This is a genomic window from Halorhabdus sp. SVX81, assembly GCF_029207715.1.
Lineage (GTDB): Archaea > Halobacteriota > Halobacteria > Halobacteriales > Haloarculaceae > Halorhabdus.
In genome coordinates, this window is sequence record NZ_CP104322.1 from 426857 (window position 1) to 448825 (window position 21969).

At 65.6% G+C, this 21969-nt stretch carries 24 protein-coding genes; 15 read left to right on the plus strand and 9 right to left on the minus strand.

Translation table 11 applies throughout. The features are described from left to right. The first annotated feature begins 36 nt into the window (after nt 1-36). Complete coding sequence (locus SVXhr_RS02085; RefSeq protein ID WP_275739007.1) at nt 37-684, plus strand: hypothetical protein; 648 nt, start codon at nt 37-39, stop codon at nt 682-684. A gap of 18 nt (nt 685-702) precedes the next feature. On the opposite strand, the gene SVXhr_RS02090 is transcribed toward SVXhr_RS02085, so the two are convergent. Further along, nucleotides 703-1782, minus strand: coding sequence for a tubulin/FtsZ family protein (locus SVXhr_RS02090; RefSeq protein WP_275739008.1), 1080 nt, complete (start codon nt 1780-1782; stop codon nt 703-705). 126 nt (nt 1783-1908) lie between these two features. Here SVXhr_RS02090 and SVXhr_RS02095 point away from each other — a divergent pair, with 126 nt between their 5' ends. The 3 genes from SVXhr_RS02095 (at nt 1909) to SVXhr_RS02105 (ending at nt 4591) form a co-directional block, all read left to right on the plus strand. Then, complete coding sequence (locus SVXhr_RS02095) at nt 1909-2331, plus strand: DUF5791 family protein (protein ID WP_275739009.1); 423 nt, start codon at nt 1909-1911, stop codon at nt 2329-2331. Then, nucleotides 2328-3227, plus strand: a complete 900-nt coding sequence (locus SVXhr_RS02100; RefSeq protein ID WP_275739010.1) for an SDR family oxidoreductase — start codon at nt 2328-2330, stop codon at nt 3225-3227. Before SVXhr_RS02095 ends, SVXhr_RS02100 begins: the two co-directional genes overlap by 4 nt. Before the next feature lie 176 nt (nt 3228-3403). After that, the gene (locus SVXhr_RS02105) at nt 3404-4591 is read left to right on the plus strand and encodes a bifunctional oligoribonuclease/PAP phosphatase NrnA (RefSeq protein WP_275739011.1); all 1188 of its coding nucleotides are present in this window, start codon (nt 3404-3406) and stop codon (nt 4589-4591) included. 63 nt (nt 4592-4654) lie between these two features. Here SVXhr_RS02105 and SVXhr_RS02110 read toward each other — a convergent pair whose 3' ends face one another. After that, a complete protein-coding gene (locus SVXhr_RS02110) occupies nt 4655-4825 on the minus strand; it encodes an HVO_0758 family zinc finger protein (protein ID WP_275739012.1) in 171 nt (56 codons plus the stop codon). Nucleotides 4826-4943: 118 nt separating this feature from the next. Between SVXhr_RS02110 and SVXhr_RS02115 the strand changes: the two genes are divergently transcribed. From SVXhr_RS02115 to SVXhr_RS02125, 3 genes are all read left to right on the plus strand, one after another. Continuing rightward, nucleotides 4944-6041 carry a glycosyl transferase family 2 gene (locus SVXhr_RS02115; RefSeq protein WP_275739013.1) on the plus strand — a complete coding sequence of 366 codons (1098 nt, stop codon included), beginning with the start codon at nt 4944-4946 and terminating at the stop codon, nt 6039-6041. 67 nt (nt 6042-6108) lie between these two features. Then, nucleotides 6109-6585 (plus strand): hypothetical protein, encoded by a 477-nt coding sequence (locus SVXhr_RS02120; RefSeq protein ID WP_275739014.1) that lies wholly within the window; start codon nt 6109-6111, stop codon nt 6583-6585. Nucleotides 6586-6626: 41 nt separating this feature from the next. After that, entirely contained in the window at nt 6627-7217 is a 591-nt protein-coding gene (locus SVXhr_RS02125) for a CoA pyrophosphatase (RefSeq protein ID WP_275739015.1), read from the plus strand. 42 nt (nt 7218-7259) lie between these two features. Here the strand turns inward: SVXhr_RS02125 and SVXhr_RS02130 are convergent, their stop codons facing one another. Together SVXhr_RS02130 and SVXhr_RS02135 are read right to left on the minus strand one after the other, a co-directional pair. After that, the gene (locus SVXhr_RS02130; protein WP_275739016.1) at nt 7260-7703 is read right to left on the minus strand and encodes an Hsp20 family protein; all 444 of its coding nucleotides are present in this window, start codon (nt 7701-7703) and stop codon (nt 7260-7262) included. A gap of 132 nt (nt 7704-7835) precedes the next feature. Beyond that, nucleotides 7836-8321: a hypothetical protein gene (locus tag SVXhr_RS02135; RefSeq protein WP_275739017.1), complete on the minus strand. Its 486-nt coding sequence runs from the start codon at nt 8319-8321 to the stop codon at nt 7836-7838. A 183-nt stretch (nt 8322-8504) separates the two neighbouring features. Between SVXhr_RS02135 and SVXhr_RS02140 the strand changes: the two genes are divergently transcribed. Then, nucleotides 8505-10220, plus strand: coding sequence for a radical SAM protein (locus tag SVXhr_RS02140; RefSeq protein ID WP_275739018.1), 1716 nt, complete (start codon nt 8505-8507; stop codon nt 10218-10220). Between the two features lie 5 nt (nt 10221-10225). Here the strand turns inward: SVXhr_RS02140 and SVXhr_RS02145 are convergent, their stop codons facing one another. Next, complete coding sequence (locus tag SVXhr_RS02145) at nt 10226-11428, minus strand: MFS transporter (RefSeq protein WP_275739019.1); 1203 nt, start codon at nt 11426-11428, stop codon at nt 10226-10228. 195 nt (nt 11429-11623) lie between these two features. On the opposite strand from SVXhr_RS02145, the gene SVXhr_RS02150 reads away from it, so the two are divergent. The 4 genes from SVXhr_RS02150 to SVXhr_RS02165 all read left to right on the plus strand — a co-directional run bounded on the left by SVXhr_RS02150 (nt 11624) and on the right by SVXhr_RS02165 (nt 16873). After that, a complete protein-coding gene (locus SVXhr_RS02150) occupies nt 11624-13447 on the plus strand; it encodes a flippase-like domain-containing protein (protein WP_275739020.1) in 1824 nt (607 codons plus the stop codon). A 313-nt stretch (nt 13448-13760) separates the two neighbouring features. After that, on the plus strand, nt 13761-14732 hold the full coding sequence (locus SVXhr_RS02155; RefSeq protein ID WP_275739021.1) for a transcription initiation factor IIB: 972 nt from the start codon (nt 13761-13763) through the stop codon (nt 14730-14732). Nucleotides 14733-14843: 111 nt separating this feature from the next. Continuing rightward, on the plus strand, nt 14844-15737 hold the full coding sequence (locus SVXhr_RS02160) for a methyl-accepting chemotaxis protein (protein ID WP_275739022.1): 894 nt from the start codon (nt 14844-14846) through the stop codon (nt 15735-15737). 101 nt (nt 15738-15838) lie between these two features. Then, a complete protein-coding gene (locus SVXhr_RS02165) occupies nt 15839-16873 on the plus strand; it encodes a site-specific DNA-methyltransferase (RefSeq protein WP_275739023.1) in 1035 nt (344 codons plus the stop codon). 21 nt (nt 16874-16894) lie between these two features. On the opposite strand, the gene SVXhr_RS02170 is transcribed toward SVXhr_RS02165, so the two are convergent. Both SVXhr_RS02170 and SVXhr_RS02175 read right to left on the minus strand, forming a co-directional pair. Continuing rightward, a complete protein-coding gene (locus SVXhr_RS02170; protein WP_275739024.1) occupies nt 16895-17233 on the minus strand; it encodes a hypothetical protein in 339 nt (112 codons plus the stop codon). A 7-nt stretch (nt 17234-17240) separates the two neighbouring features. Then, a complete protein-coding gene (locus SVXhr_RS02175; RefSeq protein ID WP_275739025.1) occupies nt 17241-17594 on the minus strand; it encodes a helix-turn-helix domain-containing protein in 354 nt (117 codons plus the stop codon). A gap of 177 nt (nt 17595-17771) precedes the next feature. Between SVXhr_RS02175 and SVXhr_RS02180 the strand changes: the two genes are divergently transcribed. Beyond that, nucleotides 17772-18446, plus strand: a complete 675-nt coding sequence (locus SVXhr_RS02180) for a type I 3-dehydroquinate dehydratase (RefSeq protein ID WP_275739026.1) — start codon at nt 17772-17774, stop codon at nt 18444-18446. Nucleotides 18447-18501: 55 nt separating this feature from the next. Continuing rightward, entirely contained in the window at nt 18502-18966 is a 465-nt protein-coding gene (locus tag SVXhr_RS02185; protein ID WP_275739027.1) for a zinc ribbon domain-containing protein, read from the plus strand. Between the two features lie 47 nt (nt 18967-19013). Here SVXhr_RS02185 and SVXhr_RS02190 read toward each other — a convergent pair whose 3' ends face one another. Next, a complete protein-coding gene (locus SVXhr_RS02190; protein WP_275739028.1) occupies nt 19014-20177 on the minus strand; it encodes a 3-dehydroquinate synthase II in 1164 nt (387 codons plus the stop codon). 99 nt (nt 20178-20276) lie between these two features. Then, a complete protein-coding gene (locus SVXhr_RS02195; RefSeq protein WP_275739029.1) occupies nt 20277-21071 on the minus strand; it encodes a 2-amino-3,7-dideoxy-D-threo-hept-6-ulosonate synthase in 795 nt (264 codons plus the stop codon). 121 nt (nt 21072-21192) lie between these two features. On the opposite strand from SVXhr_RS02195, the gene SVXhr_RS02200 reads away from it, so the two are divergent. Continuing rightward, nucleotides 21193-21954 (plus strand): hypothetical protein, encoded by a 762-nt coding sequence (locus SVXhr_RS02200; protein ID WP_275739030.1) that lies wholly within the window; start codon nt 21193-21195, stop codon nt 21952-21954. Nucleotides 21955-21969 lie beyond the last annotated feature (15 nt).

Here is a 21969-nt window from a genome sequence, read left to right on the forward strand (position 1 = left end):
CACCTTTTTGCGCCGACACCCCCTACCCCCGCATGGATGGATCTGGATCTGGACCCGGACCTGGGCGAGTCGCTGTCGGCCGAGGCCGAGCAGCGCGGTTTCGCGACGACCGAGGCGTACGTCCACTGGCTGCTCGAACACCGCCAGTCGGTTCTGCAGCCGCCTGGTGAACGCATCGAGGCGCGTCTCGAACAGCTAGAGGGTCGCATCGAGTCGTTGACGCTGGCGCTGGAAGACGCCGGCGTCGAGCAGTCATCGGTGGCTACCAGTTCCGAGCCCGCGGCCTGGTTCGATGCGTCCCGGGAGACTGACACGTGGGACGACACAAGCAGTGGCGCGGCCGCCGACACGGCGACGGGGACGCCCGGGGCTGAGCCGACGCCCCAGGAACCCGATGCCGATGCCCCCGACGACGCCGCGGACCAAACCGGCTTCGCGTTCGGCGACGAAGCGGACGCCGAGGCGGCGACCGACGAGTCCGTCTCGGAGTTCGCGTATTCGGACGACCTCGAACCGCCCGGTGAGTCGACTGCGGAAGCTCCGGAACCGACCTCGGAGCCCGAGGACGGGGCCGACGACGACGAGATCGCCGACGCCATCGCGGACATCGACATCGACGAGGAGGAGGCGACGGACACCGAAAGTGCGGAGGCAGAGCGCGCGAACGAACCCGATAACGAGTAGCGGTCGGGACGACTGTTTTTAAAAGAGGTTTTCGAGATCGTCGTTCTGGAAGTCCGCTGTCGGCTCGGCCTGTTGGTCGGCGGCCTGTTCGTAGGCTTCGGCGGCCCGGTCGAGAAACGCCTGGAGCCGTTTCGAGCGCTCGACGCCGCCGAGCAACACCAGCGCGGCGAGCCGGTCGCTATCGAGCGGGAAGTCACCGCCGCGAACTTCGAGGCTGCCGGTCTCGTCTTCGAGCCAGCTTCGGGCGCGCTCGACGCCCTTCCGGGAAATGCGATCCGGTTCGCCCGCGATCACGAGCAGTGCTGTCTCGGCCTTGACGGCGTTCGGGAGGCTGGTTCCGGTCAGGAGGGCGTTGCGGGCCAGGCTCGTGATCGTGTTGATGTTTTCGGCGCTGTCCTCGCTGGCCGCGGCGCTCGCGTAGCCGAGTGCCGCGATGCCGCCCGGCCGGAGCGTATTGATGACTTCGCTGGAGTCGACGACGCTCTCGCCGACCCCGTCGATGACTTCACCGGAAGCGAGCAGCAAGCCGATGCGCTGGGCGATCTGGCGGTTGATCGTCTCGAAGCCTTCCTCGACGCTCTCGTCGGCGCTCTGCCAGGCGTCGTTGTCGACCAAAAGCGTCGCGTCGGCCTCGCGAGCAACGGTCTTCAGCGACCGACCGGCGTTGGCCTGGTAGATCGACCCCTCGCTGCGGCCGGGCAGCACGCCGAGGACGTAGACGGGGATGTCGTAGATCCGCTTGAGTTCCTTCGCCAGGACGGGTGCGCCGCCGCTGCCGGTACCCCCGCCCAGTCCGGCGACGACGAAGATACCCTCCGCCTGGGAGGTGATCCGGCCGTCGAGACCGTCGAGGACTTCCGTGGCCTCGCTCTGCATGATCTCCGCGCCGAGTTCGTTGTCGCCGCCGACCCCGTGGCCCTTGACCCGGTCCTGGCCGATCAACATCGTGTCGATCTCCAGGGGTTGGAGGTCCGCCCGGGCGGTGTTCACCGCGAGCGCGGCCCGGATCGCGTCAAATCCCATCTCGTAATCGTAAGTAGCCAGTGCCTGCGTGAGTTTTCCCCCGGCCTGGCCGAGACCAATCAGGACGACCTTCATACTCCAGGGTTGGCCTACCGACTATTCAAACCTTGTGACAGTTCGGCGATGGTCGTGTCATCAGTGCCCGCGCGCAAAACTACCGGTGGCGACGCCTCCTTGTAGGGCCCAACCCTACCGGGCCCTATGCTCGCAGCTGTGGACGTTGACGGCCACGATGCGCCGTCACTCCGTCGTGCGTACGAGGCGGTCGTCACGGACGCCGTCGAAACGGTCGGGGAACACGCCGTCGTCGAAGGGACTGCGCTCGACGGCGACACTGTCAGCGCACTCGCCGACGAGGACGCCGAATCGCCGACGCTCACTCTCGCGGAAGCGGCCGCTATCGTGGCTCTCTCCACGGACCGTGACGCTGACGCGATCGCCGCCGACGCGCGCGATCGCCTCCTGCTCGAACTGTCGAGCGCCGTTCTCGATGTGGACGCGCTCGCCCAGGGGCTCGATGGCGACGCGACTCCCAAGGAACTCCAGGCAAAGATGGAGGGACGCCATCCGATGAACCTCGCGGAGTACGCCGAGATTCGGGTCTTCGTCGCGGGGGAACGGTGACCCGCGTCGCCATTCTGGGGTGTGGCTACGTCGGGTGTGAACTCGCCCGCCAACTCGGCGAGGCCGGCCATCACGTCGTCGGCGTTCGCCGGTCGGATGCGGGACTCGCGGCGGTCGAAGAAGCCGGGGCTGAACCTGTCCGGGCCGACGTCACGGACGCCGGTTCCCTGGAATCGGTCCCGGACGCCGAGTGGGTGGTCTTCGCCGCGAGCGCCGGCGGCCGTGACGCCGATGCCGCCCGCGAAACGTACGTCGAGGGCCTTCGGACGGCGATCGATCACTTCGCCGGTCGGGACAACGCGCCCGATCGGTTCGTCTACACGTCGAGTACGGGCGTCTACGGCGACCACGACGGCGAGTGGGTCGACGAGGAGACCCCCCTCGACCCCGGCGACGAGCGGACCGAAATCCTGGCCGAGGCCGAACGGCTGGCCCGTGAGCGCCCGCCGGCGGGCATCGACGGGACGGTCGCCCGCTTTGGCGGGTTGTACGGCCCGGATCGCTACCGCTTACAGCGATACCTCGACGGCCCGGTCACGGCCGGCGTGCTCAACATGGTCCATCGCGACGACGCCGCCGGCGCGGTCCGGTTCCTGCTCTCTACCGACCGCGGCCGTGGCGAACTCGTCAACGTCGTCGACGACGAACCGGTAGAGAAGTGGGGATTCGCCGACTGGCTGGCCGAACAGTGTGACGTCGAGTTCCCGCCGAAACAGACGGTCGAACAACGACTCGCCGACGTCGACCGGGCGTCGATCCGCCGGCGAATCCGCTCGAGCAAACGCGTCAGCAACGACCGACTCCGGGCGGACGGCTACGAGTTTGCGTTCCCGACCTATCGCGAGGGCTATCGCGCGGCGATCGATCGCTATCGGGCCGAGGACGGGGGATCCTGAGCGCTCCTTCCCCTCGAACGACGCACTCGCCACAGACTGCCACCCAGCGGATCGCTGCCGGCTGTGCCGTCGGTTATGTCGGGTTTCTACCGTCCGCATTTGTTTTGACCCTTCTCTAAACGATCTCTCGTGTGTTTGCCGAACCTTCTTAACAGATCGGAGAGACAGTCTCCGGTATGTCGGTCCCGGGCCCCGCTGCTGGCGCGGTCGGACAGGTGGGTGTGGAAGAGTTCCTCGACCGCGTGACGGCCGATCCATTGCTCGCCGCGGCAGTGATCGTTGCCGTCCTCCTCGTGCTCATCGGTCTTGCCCTGATTGTCCGCAGAGTTCGGCGATCCCCCGGGCAACGCCTCCGTCGAATCCTGGCGGACCACGATCGGGTGAGCGTCCTGATGCATCCAAACCCCGATCCTGACGCGATGGCGGCCGCCCAGGGCGTCGCGGAACTCGCGTCGGCCGTCGATACCGAAGCCGTCCTCCAGCACGCGGGCCAGATTCGCCACCAGGAGAACCGCGCGTTCGAGACTGTCCTCGATCTCGACCTCGAACAGATCGAGACAGCCGGCGATATCGACGCCGATCCGGTCGTCCTCGTCGACCACAACGAAGCGCGTGGGTTCCCCGGTGCGGACGGGATCGAACCCGTCGCCGTCATCGACCATCATCCCGGTGACGGCACCGGGACGGTGTTCACCGACATCCGGCCGGAGTACGGGGCCTGTGCGACGATCGTCGCCGAGTATTTCGAGGAACAGGGTATCGAGCCGGGTGATCCCGACGCGGAGGAGTCAAGCGACGGTTGTACGCTCCCGACGGCGGCGGCCACGGGATTGCTCTATGGCATCCAGGCGGACACGAACCATCTGACGAAAGGCTGTTCGCCCGCCGAGTTCGGTGCCGCATCGTACCTCTATGCGGGGATCGACGAGGAGGCACTCGACCGGATTGCCAACCCGGAAGTCGACACCGAGGTGCTCGAAGTCAAAGCCCGGGCGATCACCGCACGGGACGTTCGTGGTGCCTTTGCGTGTAGCGACGTCGGGACGATCTCGAACGTCGACGCGATTCCCCAGGCGGCCGACGAACTCCTGCGACTGGAAGGGGTGACGGCGATCGTCGTCTTTGGCGAAGTCGAGGACACGCTTCACCTCTCGGGGCGTTCGCGTGACGATCGCGTTCACATGGGCAAGGCCCTGCAGGCGGCTGTCGAGGACATTCCCATGGCCGAGGCCGGCGGGCACGCCCGAATGGGCGGGGGCCAGATCAGCGTCGAGCACATGAACGGCCTCGGGCCGGGCGAGGGCGTGACGCGGGCGGACGTCCAGGAGCGACTGTTCGAGGCGATGACAGGCGACCGGCAGTGACACGATCCGCTGGAACAGATCCGCTCAGTGGCTGTAAATCATCTCTCTGGGGGTATGACTGGCTTAGCCGACTTGCTTCCACTCGCGGCCACACCCCGGACAGACGCGAACCGAAACGACTTCGTCGGGGTCGTTTTCGGTCGCCAACTCCTCCTCGCATTCGACACATTGTAACCGCTCGTAGGTGTCTTTCTCCAGATCCCCGGATCGCAGCCCCTTCCTGACAGATTCCATACGAAGACGTATGCGACCATGTGACAAAAAGCCCGCGCTCGTCGCCGGGTGGCCGGTGAGCCGGCGAAACCGGCGGTTGTCAGTCCCTTTTTTGACCTGCCGGCCGGAGACCTACTGAATGGAGTACGTTCAAGAACGGATCGCCACCCTCCACGATTTCGATGGGGCGACCCCGCCAGCCCCGACTGACCGCGCCGTCGTGATCGTCCCGATGACCGCGCGCGATCACGCCAGTCTGGCCGCCGAACGCGTGCTCTCGACGCTCGAAACCGTCGATCCGGGGCAGGTGATCGTCGCCCTTCGGGCCGACACGGACCGGGTCGGCGAGATCGCGGGGTGGCTGTCGTCGTTCGATCTGTCGCTGGAAGTACTGTGGTGTAGTGCCCCCGCTGTCGAGACGGCGCTCGCGGATGCGGGCCTCGACGGGCGTCACGGGAAGGGCCGTGACGTCTGGCTCGCGCTCGGACTCGCCGCCGAGCGCGGTGAGTACGTCGTCGTCCACGATGCCGATACGGAGAACTATGCACCTACCCACGTCCCCCGGCTGCTCTTCCCGCTGTCGCGGGGCTTTGCGTTCTCGAAGGCGTACTACGCCCGCGTCGAGAACGACCGACTGTACGGTCGCCTCTTTCGGCTGTTTTACGTGCCGTTGCTCCGCGCGCTCGCCGATGCCCACGACGTGCCGGTCGTCGAATATCTCGGGGCCTTCCGGTACGCGCTCGCGGGGGAGTTCGCGGCGACGAGCGGGCTGGTCCGGCAACTCCGGCCACCACGCGGCTGGGGGCTCGAAGTCGGCACGCTCGGCGATGCCTTCGAGGTAGCCGGGTTCGCAAATACCGCACAGGTCGATCTCGGCATGCACGAACACGACCACCGGGCTGTCGGCGGGTCGGACGGGCTGGGCGATATGGCCCGTGAAGTCGCCGCGACGCTCTTTCGGACGCTGGAAGGAAACGGTGTTCATCCCGACTACGCGTCGCTGGGAGACCGCTACCGGACGGCGGCGCGGACGGCCGTCGACCAGTACGCCGCCGATGCCGCGTTCAACGGCCTCACCTACGAGCGAGCGAACGAACGCACGCAGATCGAGGCGTACGCGTCGGCGATCGAGCCGCCCGTCGATGACGACCGACTGCCGGCCTGGGCGGACGCGGCACTCGAGCCGGACCGAATCGCGACACTCGCAAGCGAATCGCTTGCGGACCATCGCCGTTGATCCCGTCGACAGGCCTCCCGGGCCCGTACCCGTCGGGCTAAAGGGGGACGGGATCCCACAACCGGGTATGGACTTCTCAGCGGACGACCTGGCCGGGGTCGTCGACCTGTTCGGGGCGCTCCCGCCGGCGACGCTCCGGGACGCCCTCGCGGAACTCGCGTTCAAGCAGGGCGACCACCGGGACCCCTCCGAGTTCGACGCTGTCGTCGACGCTGCCATCGAGTCGTATCACCTGCTCGAACTCCCCGGCGACCAGCCGCTGGTCGTGGTCGGCCCCGTCGCGTTTCCAACGTTGCCCGAGGGAGCCCGTGATCTGCCACACATTCTGGATGTCCCTGACCGATCGATCGATCCCGAACGGCGCGGGACCGCCGCCGAACGCCGGTTTCGGAGCGATGCCGGCCAGGCCGTCGCGGCGGACGATCACGACCGCATCGAGACACTTCTGGACGTGAGTTACGAACTCGAAGCCTGGGGGCCGGTCGACCTCGAAGCGACCCGCGAACGGCTCGACGATGCCCTCGAAGGTACCGATTCGGGGTGAGCGACGAGCGAATTAAGAGTCGTGACCGCGTTCGTTCCCGTATGGATCTCGGCCCGGTTGCTGACCACGATCCCACCGGCGTGGCTGCTCCACGCGAAGCGGCGGTGCTGGTCGGGGTCGTCGAGACGCGCGCTGGACCGCAGTTGCTTTTCACCCAGCGAGCCGACCATCTCGACGACCATCCCGGCCAGATGAGCTTTCCGGGCGGGGGCTACGAGCCGGCGGACGCTGATCTCGCGGAGACGGCACGCAGAGAGGCAGACGAGGAAGTCGGGCTCGAACCGACCGAAGTGTCGCTCGTTGGCCGACTCGACGACATCCGAACTATCAGTGAGTATTCGATCCGGCCGTTCGTGGGCCGTATTCCGGATCGACCGTACGAGCCTACTGACGACGAAGTCGCCGAGATCGCGATCCTCCCGGTGGATGCGTTGACCGATCTCGACAACTACGAGACGGAATGTCGTGAGCATCCGGAACACGGCTCAATTCAGCTCCACTATTTCCACGTCAACGGCTACACCGTCTGGGGGGCGACCGCCCGCATCCTCCGACAGTTTCTCGAACTCACGACCGAGTGGCGAGTGCCACAGACGTTGGACTGTCGGCCCGAGGCGAACTCCTCGACGTGATCAGCGCGGGGGCCGCCGGCCGATTGCTGTTCGGGGCGTCGATCACTCGCTGTCGTCGCTCTCGGTGGTTCCGTCGCTTTCGTCAGTCACGTCGACCGTCGTGCCGTCGTCGCTCTTGGGAACCCGAACCTGAAGCGTGCCGTTTTCGGCGAGTGTCGCCGACGTGTCTTCGCCGTCTATCGCCGCGTCCGGCGGGAGTTGAACGTGTCCGTCGAGGGTCAATCCACGGCCCGGGAACAGCATTTCGAAGCCCTCACGTGGCTCGCGGAATCGGTCGAGTCGCACTTCGACAGTCCGGCCCGACAACTGGACCTGCACGTCGCTGCTTGTCGCGTCCGGGGCGTCGAAGACCGCAAGATAGGCGTCCTCGCTCTCAAGGAGGTCGACGGGGAGGGGTGTTCGTTCCTGGGCCTTGCCGACCGCACGGCCGACGTTTTCGAGGACTGTCTCGCCGATCTCTTCAGTGAACTCACGGAGCTGATTCATGTCCCCTATTTTGGTCGGCGTCTCCTTAGCCGTTGTGCCCGGGGTGAGACGACAGAAATCCGCCGGCAGCGATATCGGTCGTGGTGCCAGCGGTTCCCGTGCGTTCAACCGAGGGCTGATCGACTTTTGCAGCTACTGTGGTGTCGATCCGTCTTCCGGTCGCTCGGTGCGAAAGAGCGCAGAGATCGAAGCGATACCGACACCGTATGGCACACAGATCCAAAAGAGGACCGTGTACGTGTTGAACTCGCCGGTGACGGAGGCGATCGCCCCGGCGAGCAACGCGATACCCCCGAGGGCGAGAATACCGAACCGCTCCAACAGTGTCCCGTCCCCCTCATCGGTTGGCTGAGGGGGCGATCCTTCGTCACGTTCGTCGGTTGACTGCAACGCCGGTTCTTCCTCGGCTCCGCCCATCGGCATGCGAATGAATATGGCCCCCGCCAGGGCACCGAGCACGGCGATGGCTGCCGCCGGTGGCAGTTCGAGCACCGACAGGTCGAGTATCGCCGGTCTGATGTCCTCGCCCCAGAGACCGACTCCGAGTACTGCCGACGGCAACAACACGTAGCCGACCAGTTTTGGAACTAACCGTCGATCCAGGCGTGTTGTATCCATGTGTGACCTCTTCTCTCGCCGGACAAAAACAGTTTGTCCCACCATTCGCTGGCTACCGGGCCGCGATCTGATCATTCGGCGGGCTATCGCTCCCGGCTGGGGAAGCCGGTGACCGTGATGGGGCCAGGGGCCACGATGGCGGTAGAGACACGGTTTTACGCTTCCGGCGGGTATCCAATTCCGATGACTGACCCCGCGGCTCTCACCGTCACGATCGTCGATGGCTACGTCGACGAACCGGCACACTTCGGCGTGCCGCCGTACATCTCCACGTATCCTCGCTACGTCGCCGGCGCGCTGGTCGATGCAGGCGTTCCCCATGAGTCGATCACCTATCACACGATCGACGGGCTCCGGGAGGAGAACCGCCGTTGGCAGGCAGTCGAGGAAGCCGATCTGACAGTCTACGTCGGCGGGATGACCGTCCCCGGCAACTACGTCGGCGGGACGCCGGCCGAACCGGACGAAGTTCGGCGGATCGCCTGGACGGCCGACGGGACGACCATTTTGGGCGGCCCGGTCCGGTTCGGTGTCGGTGACGAAAACGAGGGGGCGAGCGAACCCGAACGCGACGATCTGGACTTCGACTTTCTGGCCGGTGCGGACATCGAGGCGGCCGTTTTCGATCTCGTCGAGAATGGCCTGGAAGGATTCGAGCCCCGCTATCGCACGATGGCCGAATCCTCACGCTGGGCGCGTGAGGGGGCGTTTATCGTCGAACAGCATCCCAACCACCCCGAGTATCTCATCTGCGAGATCGAGACCGGGCGCGGGTGTGCCTACCGGTGTTCGTTCTGTACCGAACCGCTCTATGGCGACGCTTCCTTCCGGGAACCGAACGCGATCATCAGCGAGGTCGACGCACTTTCGGACCACGGAGTCGCTCACTTCCGGCTGGGCCGGCAGGCCGACATCCTCGCCTACGGCGGGGACGGCGAGGCACCTAATCCCGACGCCCTCCGGAAGTTGTACGGTGGCATCCGCGAGGTCGCGCCCGATCTGGAGACACTCCATCTCGACAATATGAACCCGATCACGGTGGTGAAGTGGCCCGAGAAGGCCCGCGAGGGTATCCGGATCATCGCCGAGCACAACACGCCCGGCGACACCGCCGCGTTCGGCGTCGAGTCGGCCGATCCAGCCGTACAAAGTGACAACAACCTCAACGTCACCGCCGACGAGGCCTTCGAAGCGGTCCGGATCGTCAACGAGGAGGGTGGCTTCCGTCCCGGTGAGGGGCCGAACGACGCGCCGACGGTCGGCACTGACGCCGCCCGCGGCCTGCCGAAGCTCCTGCCCGGGATCAACTTCGTCCACGGGTTGAAAGGCGAGACAGCGGAGACGTTCGAACACAACAAGCGGTTCCTCCAGCGGATTCTCGACGAGGGGCTCATGATCCGGCGGGTCAACATTCGCCAGGTCATGGCGTTCCCGGGGACCGAGATGGACGAGACGGGTGCCGAGATCGCGCAGGACCACAGTGAGTTATTCCAGCAGTACAAACGCGAGGTCCGCGAGGAGATCGACAACCCCATGCTCCAGCGGGTCGCGCCCCCGGGGACGGTTCTCGAAGACGTGCATCTCGAATACCACCAGGACGGCAAGACCTTCGGCCGACAGTTGGGAACCTACCCCCTGCTCGTTGGCATTCCGGGCGAACGCCCGCTCGGGAAGACGATCGACGTGGCGATCACCGACCACGGGTATCGCTCCGTCACGGGGGTGCCCCACCCACTCGACCTCAACGCGGCGTCGATGGACGAACTCCAGGCGCTGCCCGGGATCGGGTCACAGACTGCGGGGAACATCATCGTCGGACGGCCCTACGACGCACCGCCGGCCATCGAGGGTGTCGACTTCGAGGCGTTCACCACGATCGGACGTGAGTCGCCGCGTTAGCCTGCCTACTCCTCGAAGAACACGAGCGTGAGCACCACGATGACCGCCATCAGCCCGGCAAGCAGGAAGTAGCCTTCGTCGAAGTAACCCCGTTCGGCGATCACGCCGAACAGGACGGGCCCCGCGGCACCGAGCGTCGCCGCTGAGGTCCGAACGATGCCCAGCCCGGTGCCACGGGCTTCGTCAGAAAATGCTTCCGAGAGGAACGACTGCGTGATGGCACCCGACCCGAGCATCGTGCTCACGAGGGCCGTGATCACGACGAGTGCCGGGAGACTGTCGACGAACGGGAGCAGGCCGAGTCCGACCACTGGACCGGACAGCACGGCAACCAGCGAGCGTCGCGGCCCGATCCGGTCGTAGGCGGCACCCGCGGCCGGCTTGATCACGACGCCGAAGGCAAAAAACAGGCTGAAAAGCAGGCTGGCAGTCGGCTTGGAGACGGGCTTTTCCTCGGTGAGGTACGTCGGGTAGAACCCCGTGAACGACTGCCAGACGAGGACGTACAGAAACAGGATAAACGCCAGAAAGAGGACATCTCCCTCCCGCAGATCGCTGATCAGTTCCCCCAGCCTGTTGTCGTCGGATGTCCCGTCGGTGTCTCTCAAGCCAGTCTGGCTGGGGAGGACCACCATCAGTGCGAGCGATCCGACGAGGAGCCCGGGAACCATCATGCCGAAGCCGGCCTGCCAGGCGATCGCGGCGGCCAGCGTGCCGGCGATCGGGGGGACGACTGTCTGCCCGAAGTCGCCTGTCGCCATCGTCACGCCGAGCGCGCTGCCGATCCGATCTGGGTACATGTCGGTGAGGATCGTGATCCGCGCGATCGGGTACAGCGACTGCCCGACGCCGACGAGCGCCGTGGCGGCGAACAGGACAGCGGCCGTCGGGGCGGCCACGACCAACGTGACGCCCAGCGCGGCCACCAGCGTTCCGGTCGCCATTACGCTTCGCTCGCTGAACCGGTCAGCGAGTATTCCGCTGGGGAGTTGCCCGAGTGCGGAGCCCAGCCAGAGGATCGTCACCAGCAACCCGGCGACCGAAAGCGAGAGGCCGAAGTCGTCCCGGAGGGCCGGCAGGAGGACGGGATAGATCATCCGCGTCCCCAGCAACAACCCCCACGTGCCTGCGATGGCTCCGAGCGAGGGTCCTCTCCCCTCACTCCAGAGTGCCTTTGCCTCCCGGCCGATCGACGCGAGCGGATTCATCGAGACGCCATCACCTGTCGCTCGTACACTGCTTGCCCGTCTGGGGCTGTCCCACCTGTGTGTTCTGTTTCCCATCCGGCGCGTTTGTCTGTCACAAACTCACACGCGCTTCGGCGGACGTCGCCACGTTCGTCCTGGCGTGGGCCCAAGGAGGCAACAGAAGGTTCTTGGTGAACCGCGACCGTGTATGTATCAATGAATCGGGCAGTCGGGGTCAGTGTCGTGCTCCCGGCCTACAACGAGGCCGCGTCCATCGAGGGGACCGTCAGCGCGACGCTCGACCGACTGGCCGCGTTTCTCCCCGCAGGTTCCTTCGAGGTGATCGTGGCCGAGGACGGTTGTGCCGATCGGACACCGGAGATCGCTGCGCGGCTGGCGAGTGAAGACGACCGTGTTCGGCACGTCCACAGCGACGAGCGCCTCGGCCGCGGCGCCGCATTGGAGTACGCCTTCCGCCAGGCTGCAGGTGACACGCTCGTCTACTTCGATACCGATCTGGCGACGGACATGGCCCACCTCGAAGAACTCGTCGAGAGCGTCCGGACGGGAGGTTACGACGTGGCGACGGGCTCGCGGATGCTCCCGGACAGCGACGCCGACCGGCCGGCGAAACGCGGCGTCCCGAGCCGAGGATACAACGCCCTCGTCCGGTTGGTCCTCCGATCGGACCTGGCTGATCACCAGTGTGGCTTCAAAGCCTTCAGTCGGGAGGCGTTCGAGGAACTGGCCAACGCAGTCGAGGACGACCACTGGTTCTGGGACACGGAGATGCTCGTCCGCGCCCAGCGCCGCGGCCTCGGCGTGCATGAGTTTCCCGTCGACTGGACGCCGAAAGGCGACTCGAAGGTCGACCTCGTCCGGGACGTCCTGGGGATGGGGGGCCAGATCCTCCGGACGTTCTGGCAGATTTCCGTAAGCCCACGGATCACCCGCACTCGGAGTATGATCGCCGCGAGCGGCCTGATCATGCTCGCGCTCGCGCTTATGACGGTGTATCTCGATCCCTCCGCCGATGTTCTCGAAGAGATGCAACGTGGTGACCCCATGTTGATCGGGACCGCCGCGCTCGTGTATCTCAGTTCCTGGCCGCTTCGGGGCTATCGGTATCGGGACATTCTTGCCGAGTTGGGCTATGATTCCGATGTCGGGTTTCTGACGGGTGCGGTCTTCATCAGCCAGACCGGCAACCTCGTGTTTCCGGCGCGACTCGGTGACGGCGTCCGGGCGTACGTCATGAAGGCCCGCCGGTCGGTCCCCTATTCATCGGGGTTTGCCTCCCTCGCCGTCGAACGTGTCTTTGATCTTCTGACGATTGCGGCCCTTGCCGGCGTCGTGCTCGTCGGATTTGCAGCGTTTGATCCCTCGGCACTTGCGGATCTCATTGCGGCGCTGACTAGCGGACGCGAGAGTGGACGGCGGGGCGTGGTGGTGGCGGCCGCTGTTGGCCTTCTCGCGATCGGCGTGACTGCGTTGACCGTCCTGACGGCCCGTTCGGATCGGAATCTCGTTCGGGGGACGCTCGATAGACTCAGCGACGACGCCTACGCCGGGTACGTCGCCGGTGTCATCGAGGACTTTACCGGTGACGTCCAGACTGTCGCCGCGAACCCGACCGCGTTCGGCCGTGTTGCCGCCTCAAGTGTCCTCATCTGGACGATCGATGTCGTGACCGCGATTGTCGTTTTCGCTGCCTTCGACGTCCCATCCTCTTTGGGGATGCTCGTTGTCGTGAGTTTCTTCGCAGTCAGTGTCGGCAATCTTGCGAAGGTTCTCCCGCTGTCGCCCGGCGGTATCGGGCTCTATGAGGGTGTTTTCTCGGTCTTCGTCCTCGCCTTTATCCCGACAGTCACCTGGGAACTCGCACTCGCGGTCGCAGTCGTGGATCACGCCGTCAAGAATCTCGTTACGGTTGCCGGTGGATCTGTCTCAATGGCCTGGCTCAACGTCTCGCTGACGACGGCCGTCGAGGAGAGTGCCGACGCCGAGGACAGCATCGACGCGGTCGCGGCGCAAGACTGAATCCGGTGGCCCTGGCCGAGGCCGACGGGCCAGGGCCGGGAGTGATGACCCGGGGGGACATGATCGCCACTGTCGACCGATTCGCCACCCCCGCCCACTCATTTATTCGTTCCGGTGAATCTTCCCTGAGAGCTACTATCATGTACTTTAATGGCTGTGTGAACCGTCACCAAATGCCGGCTTCGACCGCTCGGGCGCCAGGAATCCGTCGACCACCGAAACACTTTAATAAGTTTCGGACTAACCCCTGTTCACCGAACGACTACCCGGGTTTTTCCGGCGACGTGCCCGGCTAGCTTCCGCCTTCAGACCCATGAGCGAGACAAACACCAGAACCCGACTCGATCAGTCGACGAACGTAGCTGAAGACGAAGAGGAGACCGAAGATGTCAACTGCCCCGAGTGTGGCGGGAACCTCATCTCCGACACCGAACGCGGCGAGACCGTCTGCCAGGGCTGTGGACTCGTCGTCGAAGAGGACGAGATCGATCCCGGTCCCGAATGGCGTGCTTTCGACGCCAAGGAGAAGGACCAGAAGTCCCGCGTCGGTGCGCCGACGACGAACATGATGCACGACAAGGGGCTGTCGACCAACATCGACTGGCGCGACAAGGACGCCTACGGAAACTCGCTGGGCTCCCGACAGCGCGAGAAGATGCAGCGCCTCCGGAAGTGGAACGAGCGCTTCCGGACGCGTGACTCCAAGGAGCGCAACCTCAAGCAGGCACTCGGCGAGATCGACCGCATGGCCTCGGCGCTTGGACTCCCGGAGAACGTCCGGGAGACCGCGTCGGTCATCTATCGGCGGGCGCTCGACGAGGATCTGCTTCCCGGTCGATCGATCGAGGGCGTCTCGACGGCCTCGGTGTACGCCGCCGCCCGCCAGGCCGGTGTCCCGCGGAGCCTCGACGAACTCACCGACGTCTCCCGGGTCGAGAAAGACGAGATCGCCCGCACGTATCGCTACGTCGTCCGGGAACTCGGCCTCGAAGTCCGCCCCGCCGATCCCGAGAGCTACGTGCCCCGATTCACCTCGGATCTCGAACTCTCAGAGGAGGCCGAACGGCGTGCGCGGGAACTGCTCGCCAACGCCAAAGAGGAGGGCGTTCACTCCGGAAAGAGCCCCGTCGGGCTCGCCGCGGCCGCGATCTACGCCGCCTCGCTGTTGACCAACGAGAAGACCACCCAGGCTGCCGTCAGCGAGGTTGCGGACATCTCCGAAGTCACGATCCGGAACCGCTATCACGAACTGCTGGAAGCCGAGCAGTCGATCCCGGCCGCCTGATTTTTCGCCGTCGCCGATCAGCCGCCTCGCCCGACTGCCGACCGCGAGGGCTATCAGACCTGATAACCGAAGAGTCACGTTTAATCCGCCGGCCACACCGAACTACAGTATATGGCTTCAGAATCAGAGGGTCAACTGGACTCGGCTGCCGAGGCCGGTGGCTCGGCCTCGACAGCGGAGATCGGCGACGCGATCGACGAACTGCTGCGGACATCCGAGAACGTCTCCCGGAGTTCCCAGCAGATCAGCGAACTCGCACACGAACAGTCCGAGAATATGCAGGAGGTCGCCGGCGAGGTCTCGAACCTCTCGGCGACGGTCGAGGAAGTCGCCTCCAGCGCCAACGAAGTCAAGGCCGTCAGCCAGCAGGCCAGCCAACTCGCCGATCAGGGGCGGGACGTGGCCGACGACGCCATCGACGCCATGGAGGGCGTCGACGAGGCCAACGAGGAAGTCTCGACCGATGTCGAACAGTTGCGCGATCGCATCGACGAGATCGACGAGATCGTCGAGGTGATCAACGACATCGCCGACCAGACCAACATGCTCGCACTGAACGCGTCGATCGAGGCCGCGCGTGCCGGTGAAGCAGGCGAAGGGTTCGCCGTCGTCGCCGACGAGGTAAAGAGTCTCGCCGAGGAGTCCCAGCAGAACGCCACCGAAATCGAGGAGATGGTCGCCGACATCAAGGCCGAGACCGACTCGACCGTCGAGAGCATCGGTGAGGCCAACGCCCAGGTCGAGGAAGGGATCGAACAGGTCGACGAGACGGTCGATATCCTCAAGAAGATCGACCAGGCCGTCACCGAGGCCGCCGAAGGGGCCCAGGAGGTCGCCGAGGCGACCGACGACCAGGCTGCAAGCACCGAGGAGGTCGCCTCGATGGTCGATCGGACCGCCGAGACCGCCGAGGAAGTCGCCGACGAGATCGAGGATATCGCCGCCGCCAACGAACAGCAGGCGGCGAAGGTCAACGAACTCGAATCGCTGCTCGACCACAGCTGAAGCCGTTTCGCACCGTTGGTGGACTCTTTCCGTGCACCTCCCGGTTGTTTCCCCGCCCCCCGGATCACAACCCACGTTAGGCTCCGGGTCGAGGCACGAGTATGAAAACCGACCACGCCGTGGTGACGGACGACGCCCGTACACTGGCGTTGCCCGCGGATTCGGTCGACCTCGTGGTCACCTCGCCGCCCTACCCCATGATCGAGATGTGGGACGACATCTTCGCCGCGCTCGACCCCGCAATCGGCGACGCGCTCGACGCAGACGACGGGGAGCGCGCCTTCGAGGCGATGCACGACGTGCTCGATACTGTCTGGGCACAACTCGATCGCGTCCTCGTCGACGGTGGGATCGCCGCGATCAACGTCGGCGACGCCACGCGAACGCTCGACCGATTCCGGCAGTACCCAAACGCCGGCGAGATCACTCGCCGGATGGTCGATTACGGGTTCGATCCGCTCCCCGATATCGTCTGGCGCAAGCCAGCCAATAGCGGCGCGAAGTTCATGGGTTCGGGGATGGTGCCGCCTAACGCCTACCCCACGCTCGAACACGAGTCGATCCTGCTCTTTCGGAACGGCCCGCGCCGGTCGTTTCCGCCGGGTGACCAAACCCGTTACGAGAGCGCTTATTTCTGGGAGGAGCGCAACCGATGGTTCTCGGATCTCTGGGAGATAACCGGCACGGCCCAGGGTCTCGATGCCGGACTCCGCGAACGTTCGGGGGCGTTCCCTGTCGAGATTCCCCTTCGTTTGATCCGGATGTTCTCAGTCTACGGCGACACCGTCCTCGATCCCTTCTGGGGGACCGGCACGACGACGCTCGCGGCGATGCTCGCCGGCCGGGAGTCCGTGGGCTACGAACGCGACGCCGACCTTCGGGCCGCCTTCGACGACCGCATCGAGGGCCTGCCCGAACGGTCTCGCGAGCGTGGGGCCAGACGGCTCGAACGTCACCGCGAGTGGGTCAACGAGCGCCAGGACTCGGGCGAGGACCTGGGCTACGAGAACGACCACTACGACACGCCGGTCCGGACGAAACAGGAGCGCCAGCTCCGGCTGTACGCCGTCGAGTCGGTCGCGGAGACGGCGGAGGGGTATTCGGTGAGGCACACGCCGATCGAGAACCTGGAGTAAGCGCAACGACCAGACCGCTTCTCAACCGTCGGGTGCGGGCATGTACTGATGGAGCGATTCGATGGCTTCCCGGACGAGCGACTGTGACAGCAACCCCTGCTGGTCGTCCAGGTCACGCTCTTTGATCGTGGTCACGTACCAGGGTGAGATGTACGCTCGCGTTTTCGATCCACCCTGGATCCACGCGTCGTCAGGGACGGGGATCCCTTCCGGATGTTGCTGGGTCGGCATGCCGACGACGATCGATTCGACGCTTCCGAACGGATGAGACGAGTCACTGACGATCAGCCACGGACGGTACGCCGGATCGGATTTGTGTGGTGCTGGCCCCCACCAGACTTCCCCCTGCACGTAGCTCATTGTCCACTCACTCGTCGTCCGAATCGACGCCGGGGCCCCACTCGTCGGGATCCTCTGCACCGAGCCGATCCGAGGCTGCTCGCGCGGTCGACATCGCACTCAGCGTCTTCTCGACATCGGCCTCCTCGGTGATCGCCCAGTAATCGCCCCGGTGTCGGACGAGCCCACGCTCCTCGAGACGGGAGAGGACGACCCCGACGCTCCCCCGCTTGACGTCGGTCGCCTCGTGGATCTCCTTCGGCGTGTACGCCTGCTCCGGGGACGACGCCAGAAACGAAAGGATCGCCTCCGCGTTTGTCGGCCCGCCGGCCCGGAGTTCTCCGGGTGGACTCTCCTCGAATCGTTTGATGTTGATCGGCATACCGTAACGTACGTAATCGATTGTAATAGCTGTAATGGTGGCGACGGTGGCGTGTCTCCCGTGGTCCGGTCGGTCCTGCTAACTTGTTGCCGGCGACGTTCGCTGATTTGGATCAGCGGACCATCTCAGCGCTGTCCGAGGCGGGGTGCTTTTGCCCCGCGGCCACCGACGCCCGGTATGCACTTCGACTCGTTCCGCCTGGCGGCCGCGACGGCTGACCTCGGCGAGGAACCGGCCGCCCGCGAGCACGCCGATCTGGTCGAGTTCCGGATGGACATGGCCGGGGAGCCGCTCACACAACTCTCGAACTACGACGGCGAATTGCCGCTGCTCGTGACCAACCGCCCCGAGTGGGAGGGCGGCGAGGCCGCGGACGCCGGTCGCCTCGCCGCGCTCGAAGCGGCCGTCACCGACGACGCCGTCGCGGCCGTCGACGTCGAACTCGCGACCGCGCGTGAGGGTGACGCCGACGCATTGATCGAGACCGCCCGCGAGCACGAGGTTCGCGTGATTGTCTCCACGCACGACTTCGAGGCGACGCCGCCGATGGGCGACCTTCAGGAAACGCTTCGGGACGCTTGTGAGTACGGCGACGTGGGCAAACTCGCCGTCACCGCCGAGACGCCCGACGACGTGCTGGACCTGCTGGTGGCGACGCGGGCGGCCACCGTCGAAGGCCACACCGTGGCGACGATGGCGATGGGCGAGGCCGGCCGCCACTCCCGGGCGGTCGCCCCGCTGTATGGCTCCCGGATCGGCTACGCGCCGGTCGACCCCGACGCGGCGACCGCCCCTGGGCAGTACGATCTCGCGACGCTCGCCGATCTCGTCGCCGAACTCGATAGCCAGTGAGTGCCACGAGAGGGCTTAGTCAGGTTTACGTCCGGTCGACCATACAGTCAAGGCAGTGACTGAGACTGCGTCGGCAAAGCGCCCGTGGCTGGCGATCGCGCTGTCGGTGGTATTCCCGGGATTGGGCCACGTCTACCTGCGGGAGTGGATCCGGACGGGGCTGTGGCTCGTCCTCCTATTCGCCACCGCCTGGTTGGTGATCCCGCCGGAGATCATCCCTCAGGAGACCTCCTACGACGCGATCATGCAGGCCAGCCGGAACATCCCCCGAAACGCGTCCCTGCTGATCGTCGGCCTTCGTGTTCTCAACGTGATCGACGCGTACGTCCTCGCGCGCCAGAGTACCCGTGAGGAGGCCATCGAGTCCGGCCGGCAGTGTCCCGAATGTGGCCACGATCTGGCCGACGAAGACGACGACCTCACGTTCTGCCCGTGGTGTGCGACGGAACTCCAAGACACGGACGAGGCGGAATCGGATTCGAACGCGGCGGAGCGCTCGGATGCGGATATCGAGAGATAGGTCCGGTCCCGCCGGAGAGACGACCAACGCCAAGAGACGGAGAATCGCTATTTCTCGATGATGCTCTCCTCGACGGCCTCGCCGAAGTGCCGGGCCGTGTCCTCGTGGTAGACCAGGACCTCGTCGCCGACTTCCAGGTCCGTCACGGCGATCCGGCCGTCCGGTGTGGCGACCTTGATCGTCTCGGCGTTCTGCAGTAGCGTCTCGATCCGGTCGCCCCCCGCTGTTTCGGCCTGAATCCGGAACATGGGGCGCTTCTCGATCTTCGCCCGGCCGACGATCGCCTCGCGGGTATTGCCATCCCGATCGACGACCTGGACCTCGTCACCGCTCGCGAGTTCCGAGAGGTACGTCGTCTCGCCACCCGGCGTCCGGGCGTAAGCATGGACCGCGCCGGCGTTGACCCGGAAGGGCCGGGAGGCGACGTACGGCGACTCGGCGGTCTCGGCGTGGACGAAAAAGAGGCCACGGGCCATCGAGCCCACCAGCATCCCCTCGTCGTGATCCATGATCGATCCCGTATCCACACAGACCCGGTCGGCCGAGCCGGTCTGTTCGATCGCCGTGATCTCGGCGTACTCCAGGTCGAGGGTCTCCCGACCGACGGCGTCCCGCACTTCCACGGTTTCGCGGATCTCGTCGGGGTTGTCGGTGTCCAGCAGGACGGCGTCGGCACCGATCTCCAGCGTTTCGTAGGCCGTGCGGGCGTCCTCGGCGGTCTGGACACCCGCGATCAGTTCCGTCTCCTCGCCGACGCGGGCGATGAGATTTTCCAGGGGGATGATCTGCCAGTCGTCGGCAACGACCATCGTGTAGTCGGCGGCCTCGGCGACTGCCTCGGCGAAGGCCTCGTAGTCCTCGTCGAAGATGCGGACGTATCCCCCGTTTGCCCCGCCGCTCCGGAGCGCGGAGAGATCGGCCGATCCCGAGAAATCAGAGGGGAGTCCGACCGTGCCGTCGCCCTCGCCGTCCTTGCCGACGATCACTGCGTCGGCGGTCGACTCGGCCGTCCCCTCGGCGTCCATGACGTGGACGTCGTCGCCGGCGAAGGCGGCGACGTTGATGTCTCCGAGCTCGCGGACGCGTTCGACGTCGTGTTCGTCGACGAGTACCCAGTCGACGCCGGCTTCGAGGCCGGCGGTGATGCGTCGCTTGCGCGCTTCCCAGTCGCCGACCGAATCGTCGGCCTTGAGCCAGACGGAGCGTGTCATGTGTCCACGCTCGCTCCGGGCCGGCTTGAACGTGGCGGATTCGGCGGTCCGGCTCGCTCGAACCTGTTTCAGGACAGTCTCCCGGCTGCAGACACGCTTTCAAGCGTCGACGCTGAGGCCGGCGGTTTCGACCGCTTCGTCGACCCTGGCATCGTCGTGAACGACCGCCGAGATGGCGCGAGTGATCGCCTCGGGATCTTCGTGCTGGAAGATCGACCGCCCCATCGAGATACCGGCCGCGCCCCCGTCAATCGCGCCGCGAACCATTTCCAGGGTCTCTTTGTCGGTTCCTTTCGAGCCACCCGCGATGACGACTGGCTTGGCCGATGCGGCGGCGACCCGTTCAAAGGAGTCCGCGTCGCCGCTGTAGGCCGTTTTGATCACGTCGGCACCGACTTCTTCGGCGAGCCGGACGGCGTGAGCCAGGGAATCGGGATCCGACTCGTCGATGCCGTCGCCGCGGGCATAGGCCATCGCGAGCACGGGCATCCCGAGGCGATCGGCCTCGCTCGTCACTTCGGCGAGCTGGGTGAGCTGGTCGGGCTCGTATTCGCTGCCGACGTTGATATGAAAGGAGACGGCGTCGGCCCCGGCCCGAACGGCGTCCTCGACGGTTCCAGTCTTGCGTTTGTCTTCCTCGTCGGGACCGATCGTCGTCGAGCCGTTGAGATGGACGATGTAGCCCGCGCCGTTCAGGTTGCCGTGGACGCGGTCGGCGACGCCTTTCTGGGTCAGGACGGCGTCGGCCCCACCGCGCGTGATCCCTTCGACGGTCGATTCGAGATCTTCGAGCCCTGTTACAGGCCCCATCGTCAGGCCATGGTCCATCGGAACGACGAGATATCGGCCCCCTGTACCAATGCGTGTCAGGCGTGCGTCTTTCCCGGCAGTCATTGTGTGATGCTGTGGCAAGTGACGGTAATGGGCGTTCCGGTCCCGGCGTCCTCGAAGGGCTATCGCCCGTTCTTTCAATACAGCAAGATTTATTAGCTATCGTCTGACCACACCCCAACGTATGCATCGTGCAGTCCCCGCTGCCCTCCTGGTTGCCCTGATCGCCCTCGCAGGGTGTGGCATACTCGGTGATAGTCAGCCGCCGAGCGACGACCGCGCCCTCGAAGTCAGAAACGAGACGGTCGACGCCCTCGCCGACGTTGATACGTATCGCATGTCGATGGACGTTGGCGTCTCGGCGTCAGCCGAGGGGCGATCGGAATCGATTGCCGCCGACGCCGACGGCGTCGCTAACCGGACGGCCCGGCTGATGGAAATGCACACGACCGTCCGAGGCCGGAGCGCCACCACCTACCTTCGAAATCGCACTGCCTACACGAAGTGTCCGAGCCCGTGGACCGGGTGGGGCGTCCAGAACCAGTCGACCGACGTCGAGTGGCTAACGTTGACGCCGCTGGGCCGACAGGTCGAGATATTCAACCGGACGAACGTTTACTGGGACGGCACGGCCACGATCGACGGGCACGAGACCTCGGTCATCGTCGCCTATCCCACCCAGGAGACGGTCTCGTCGCTGCCCGGTGAGAGCCAGACCGACCTCGCGAACGCCGACGCGACCGTCGAGAACATCACGACGAAGCTGTGGGTCGATCGGGAGACGTCCCGGCCGGTTCGGTCGCTCCTGCAACTCAAGATATCGGGGAATGGCGGCGAGGCGACCGCGAACGTGATGATCGACTATGAGGAGTACGGCGAGCCTGTCCAGGTCGCAGTCCCCGAGATCACCGGCGAGACCTGGCCGGGCGGCTGTCCCGGCGCGTGATCGGCACGATCGAGC

What these genes read in the sequence shown, in the direction of transcription:
- SVXhr_RS02150 (WP_275739020.1), top strand. Translation starts at nt 11,624, where the DNA reads ATGAATCGGGCAGTCGGGGTCAGTGTCGTGCTCCCGGCCTACAACGAG.
- SVXhr_RS02155 (WP_275739021.1), top strand. Translation starts at nt 13,761, where the DNA reads ATGAGCGAGACAAACACCAGAACCCGACTCGATCAGTCGACGAACGTA.
- SVXhr_RS02085 (WP_275739007.1), top strand. Translation starts at nt 37, where the DNA reads ATGGATCTGGATCTGGACCCGGACCTGGGCGAGTCGCTGTCGGCCGAG.
- SVXhr_RS02120 (WP_275739014.1), top strand. Translation starts at nt 6,109, where the DNA reads ATGGACTTCTCAGCGGACGACCTGGCCGGGGTCGTCGACCTGTTCGGG.
- SVXhr_RS02145 (WP_275739019.1), bottom strand. Translation starts at nt 11,428, where the DNA reads ATGAATCCGCTCGCGTCGATCGGCCGGGAGGCAAAGGCACTCTGGAGT.
- SVXhr_RS02140 (WP_275739018.1), top strand. Translation starts at nt 8,505, where the DNA reads ATGACTGACCCCGCGGCTCTCACCGTCACGATCGTCGATGGCTACGTC.
- SVXhr_RS02170 (WP_275739024.1), bottom strand. Translation starts at nt 17,233, where the DNA reads ATGAGCTACGTGCAGGGGGAAGTCTGGTGGGGGCCAGCACCACACAAA.
- SVXhr_RS02160 (WP_275739022.1), top strand. Translation starts at nt 14,844, where the DNA reads ATGGCTTCAGAATCAGAGGGTCAACTGGACTCGGCTGCCGAGGCCGGT.
- SVXhr_RS02180 (WP_275739026.1), top strand. Translation starts at nt 17,772, where the DNA reads ATGCACTTCGACTCGTTCCGCCTGGCGGCCGCGACGGCTGACCTCGGC.
- SVXhr_RS02165 (WP_275739023.1), top strand. Translation starts at nt 15,839, where the DNA reads ATGAAAACCGACCACGCCGTGGTGACGGACGACGCCCGTACACTGGCG.
- SVXhr_RS02090 (WP_275739008.1), bottom strand. Translation starts at nt 1,782, where the DNA reads ATGAAGGTCGTCCTGATTGGTCTCGGCCAGGCCGGGGGAAAACTCACG.
- SVXhr_RS02110 (WP_275739012.1), bottom strand. Translation starts at nt 4,825, where the DNA reads ATGGAATCTGTCAGGAAGGGGCTGCGATCCGGGGATCTGGAGAAAGAC.
- SVXhr_RS02190 (WP_275739028.1), bottom strand. Translation starts at nt 20,177, where the DNA reads ATGACACGCTCCGTCTGGCTCAAGGCCGACGATTCGGTCGGCGACTGG.
- SVXhr_RS02095 (WP_275739009.1), top strand. Translation starts at nt 1,909, where the DNA reads ATGCTCGCAGCTGTGGACGTTGACGGCCACGATGCGCCGTCACTCCGT.
- SVXhr_RS02200 (WP_275739030.1), top strand. Translation starts at nt 21,193, where the DNA reads ATGCATCGTGCAGTCCCCGCTGCCCTCCTGGTTGCCCTGATCGCCCTC.
- SVXhr_RS02195 (WP_275739029.1), bottom strand. Translation starts at nt 21,071, where the DNA reads ATGACTGCCGGGAAAGACGCACGCCTGACACGCATTGGTACAGGGGGC.
- SVXhr_RS02135 (WP_275739017.1), bottom strand. Translation starts at nt 8,321, where the DNA reads ATGGATACAACACGCCTGGATCGACGGTTAGTTCCAAAACTGGTCGGC.
- SVXhr_RS02130 (WP_275739016.1), bottom strand. Translation starts at nt 7,703, where the DNA reads ATGAATCAGCTCCGTGAGTTCACTGAAGAGATCGGCGAGACAGTCCTC.
- SVXhr_RS02105 (WP_275739011.1), top strand. Translation starts at nt 3,404, where the DNA reads ATGTCGGTCCCGGGCCCCGCTGCTGGCGCGGTCGGACAGGTGGGTGTG.
- SVXhr_RS02115 (WP_275739013.1), top strand. Translation starts at nt 4,944, where the DNA reads ATGGAGTACGTTCAAGAACGGATCGCCACCCTCCACGATTTCGATGGG.
- SVXhr_RS02125 (WP_275739015.1), top strand. Translation starts at nt 6,627, where the DNA reads ATGGATCTCGGCCCGGTTGCTGACCACGATCCCACCGGCGTGGCTGCT.
- SVXhr_RS02175 (WP_275739025.1), bottom strand. Translation starts at nt 17,594, where the DNA reads ATGCCGATCAACATCAAACGATTCGAGGAGAGTCCACCCGGAGAACTC.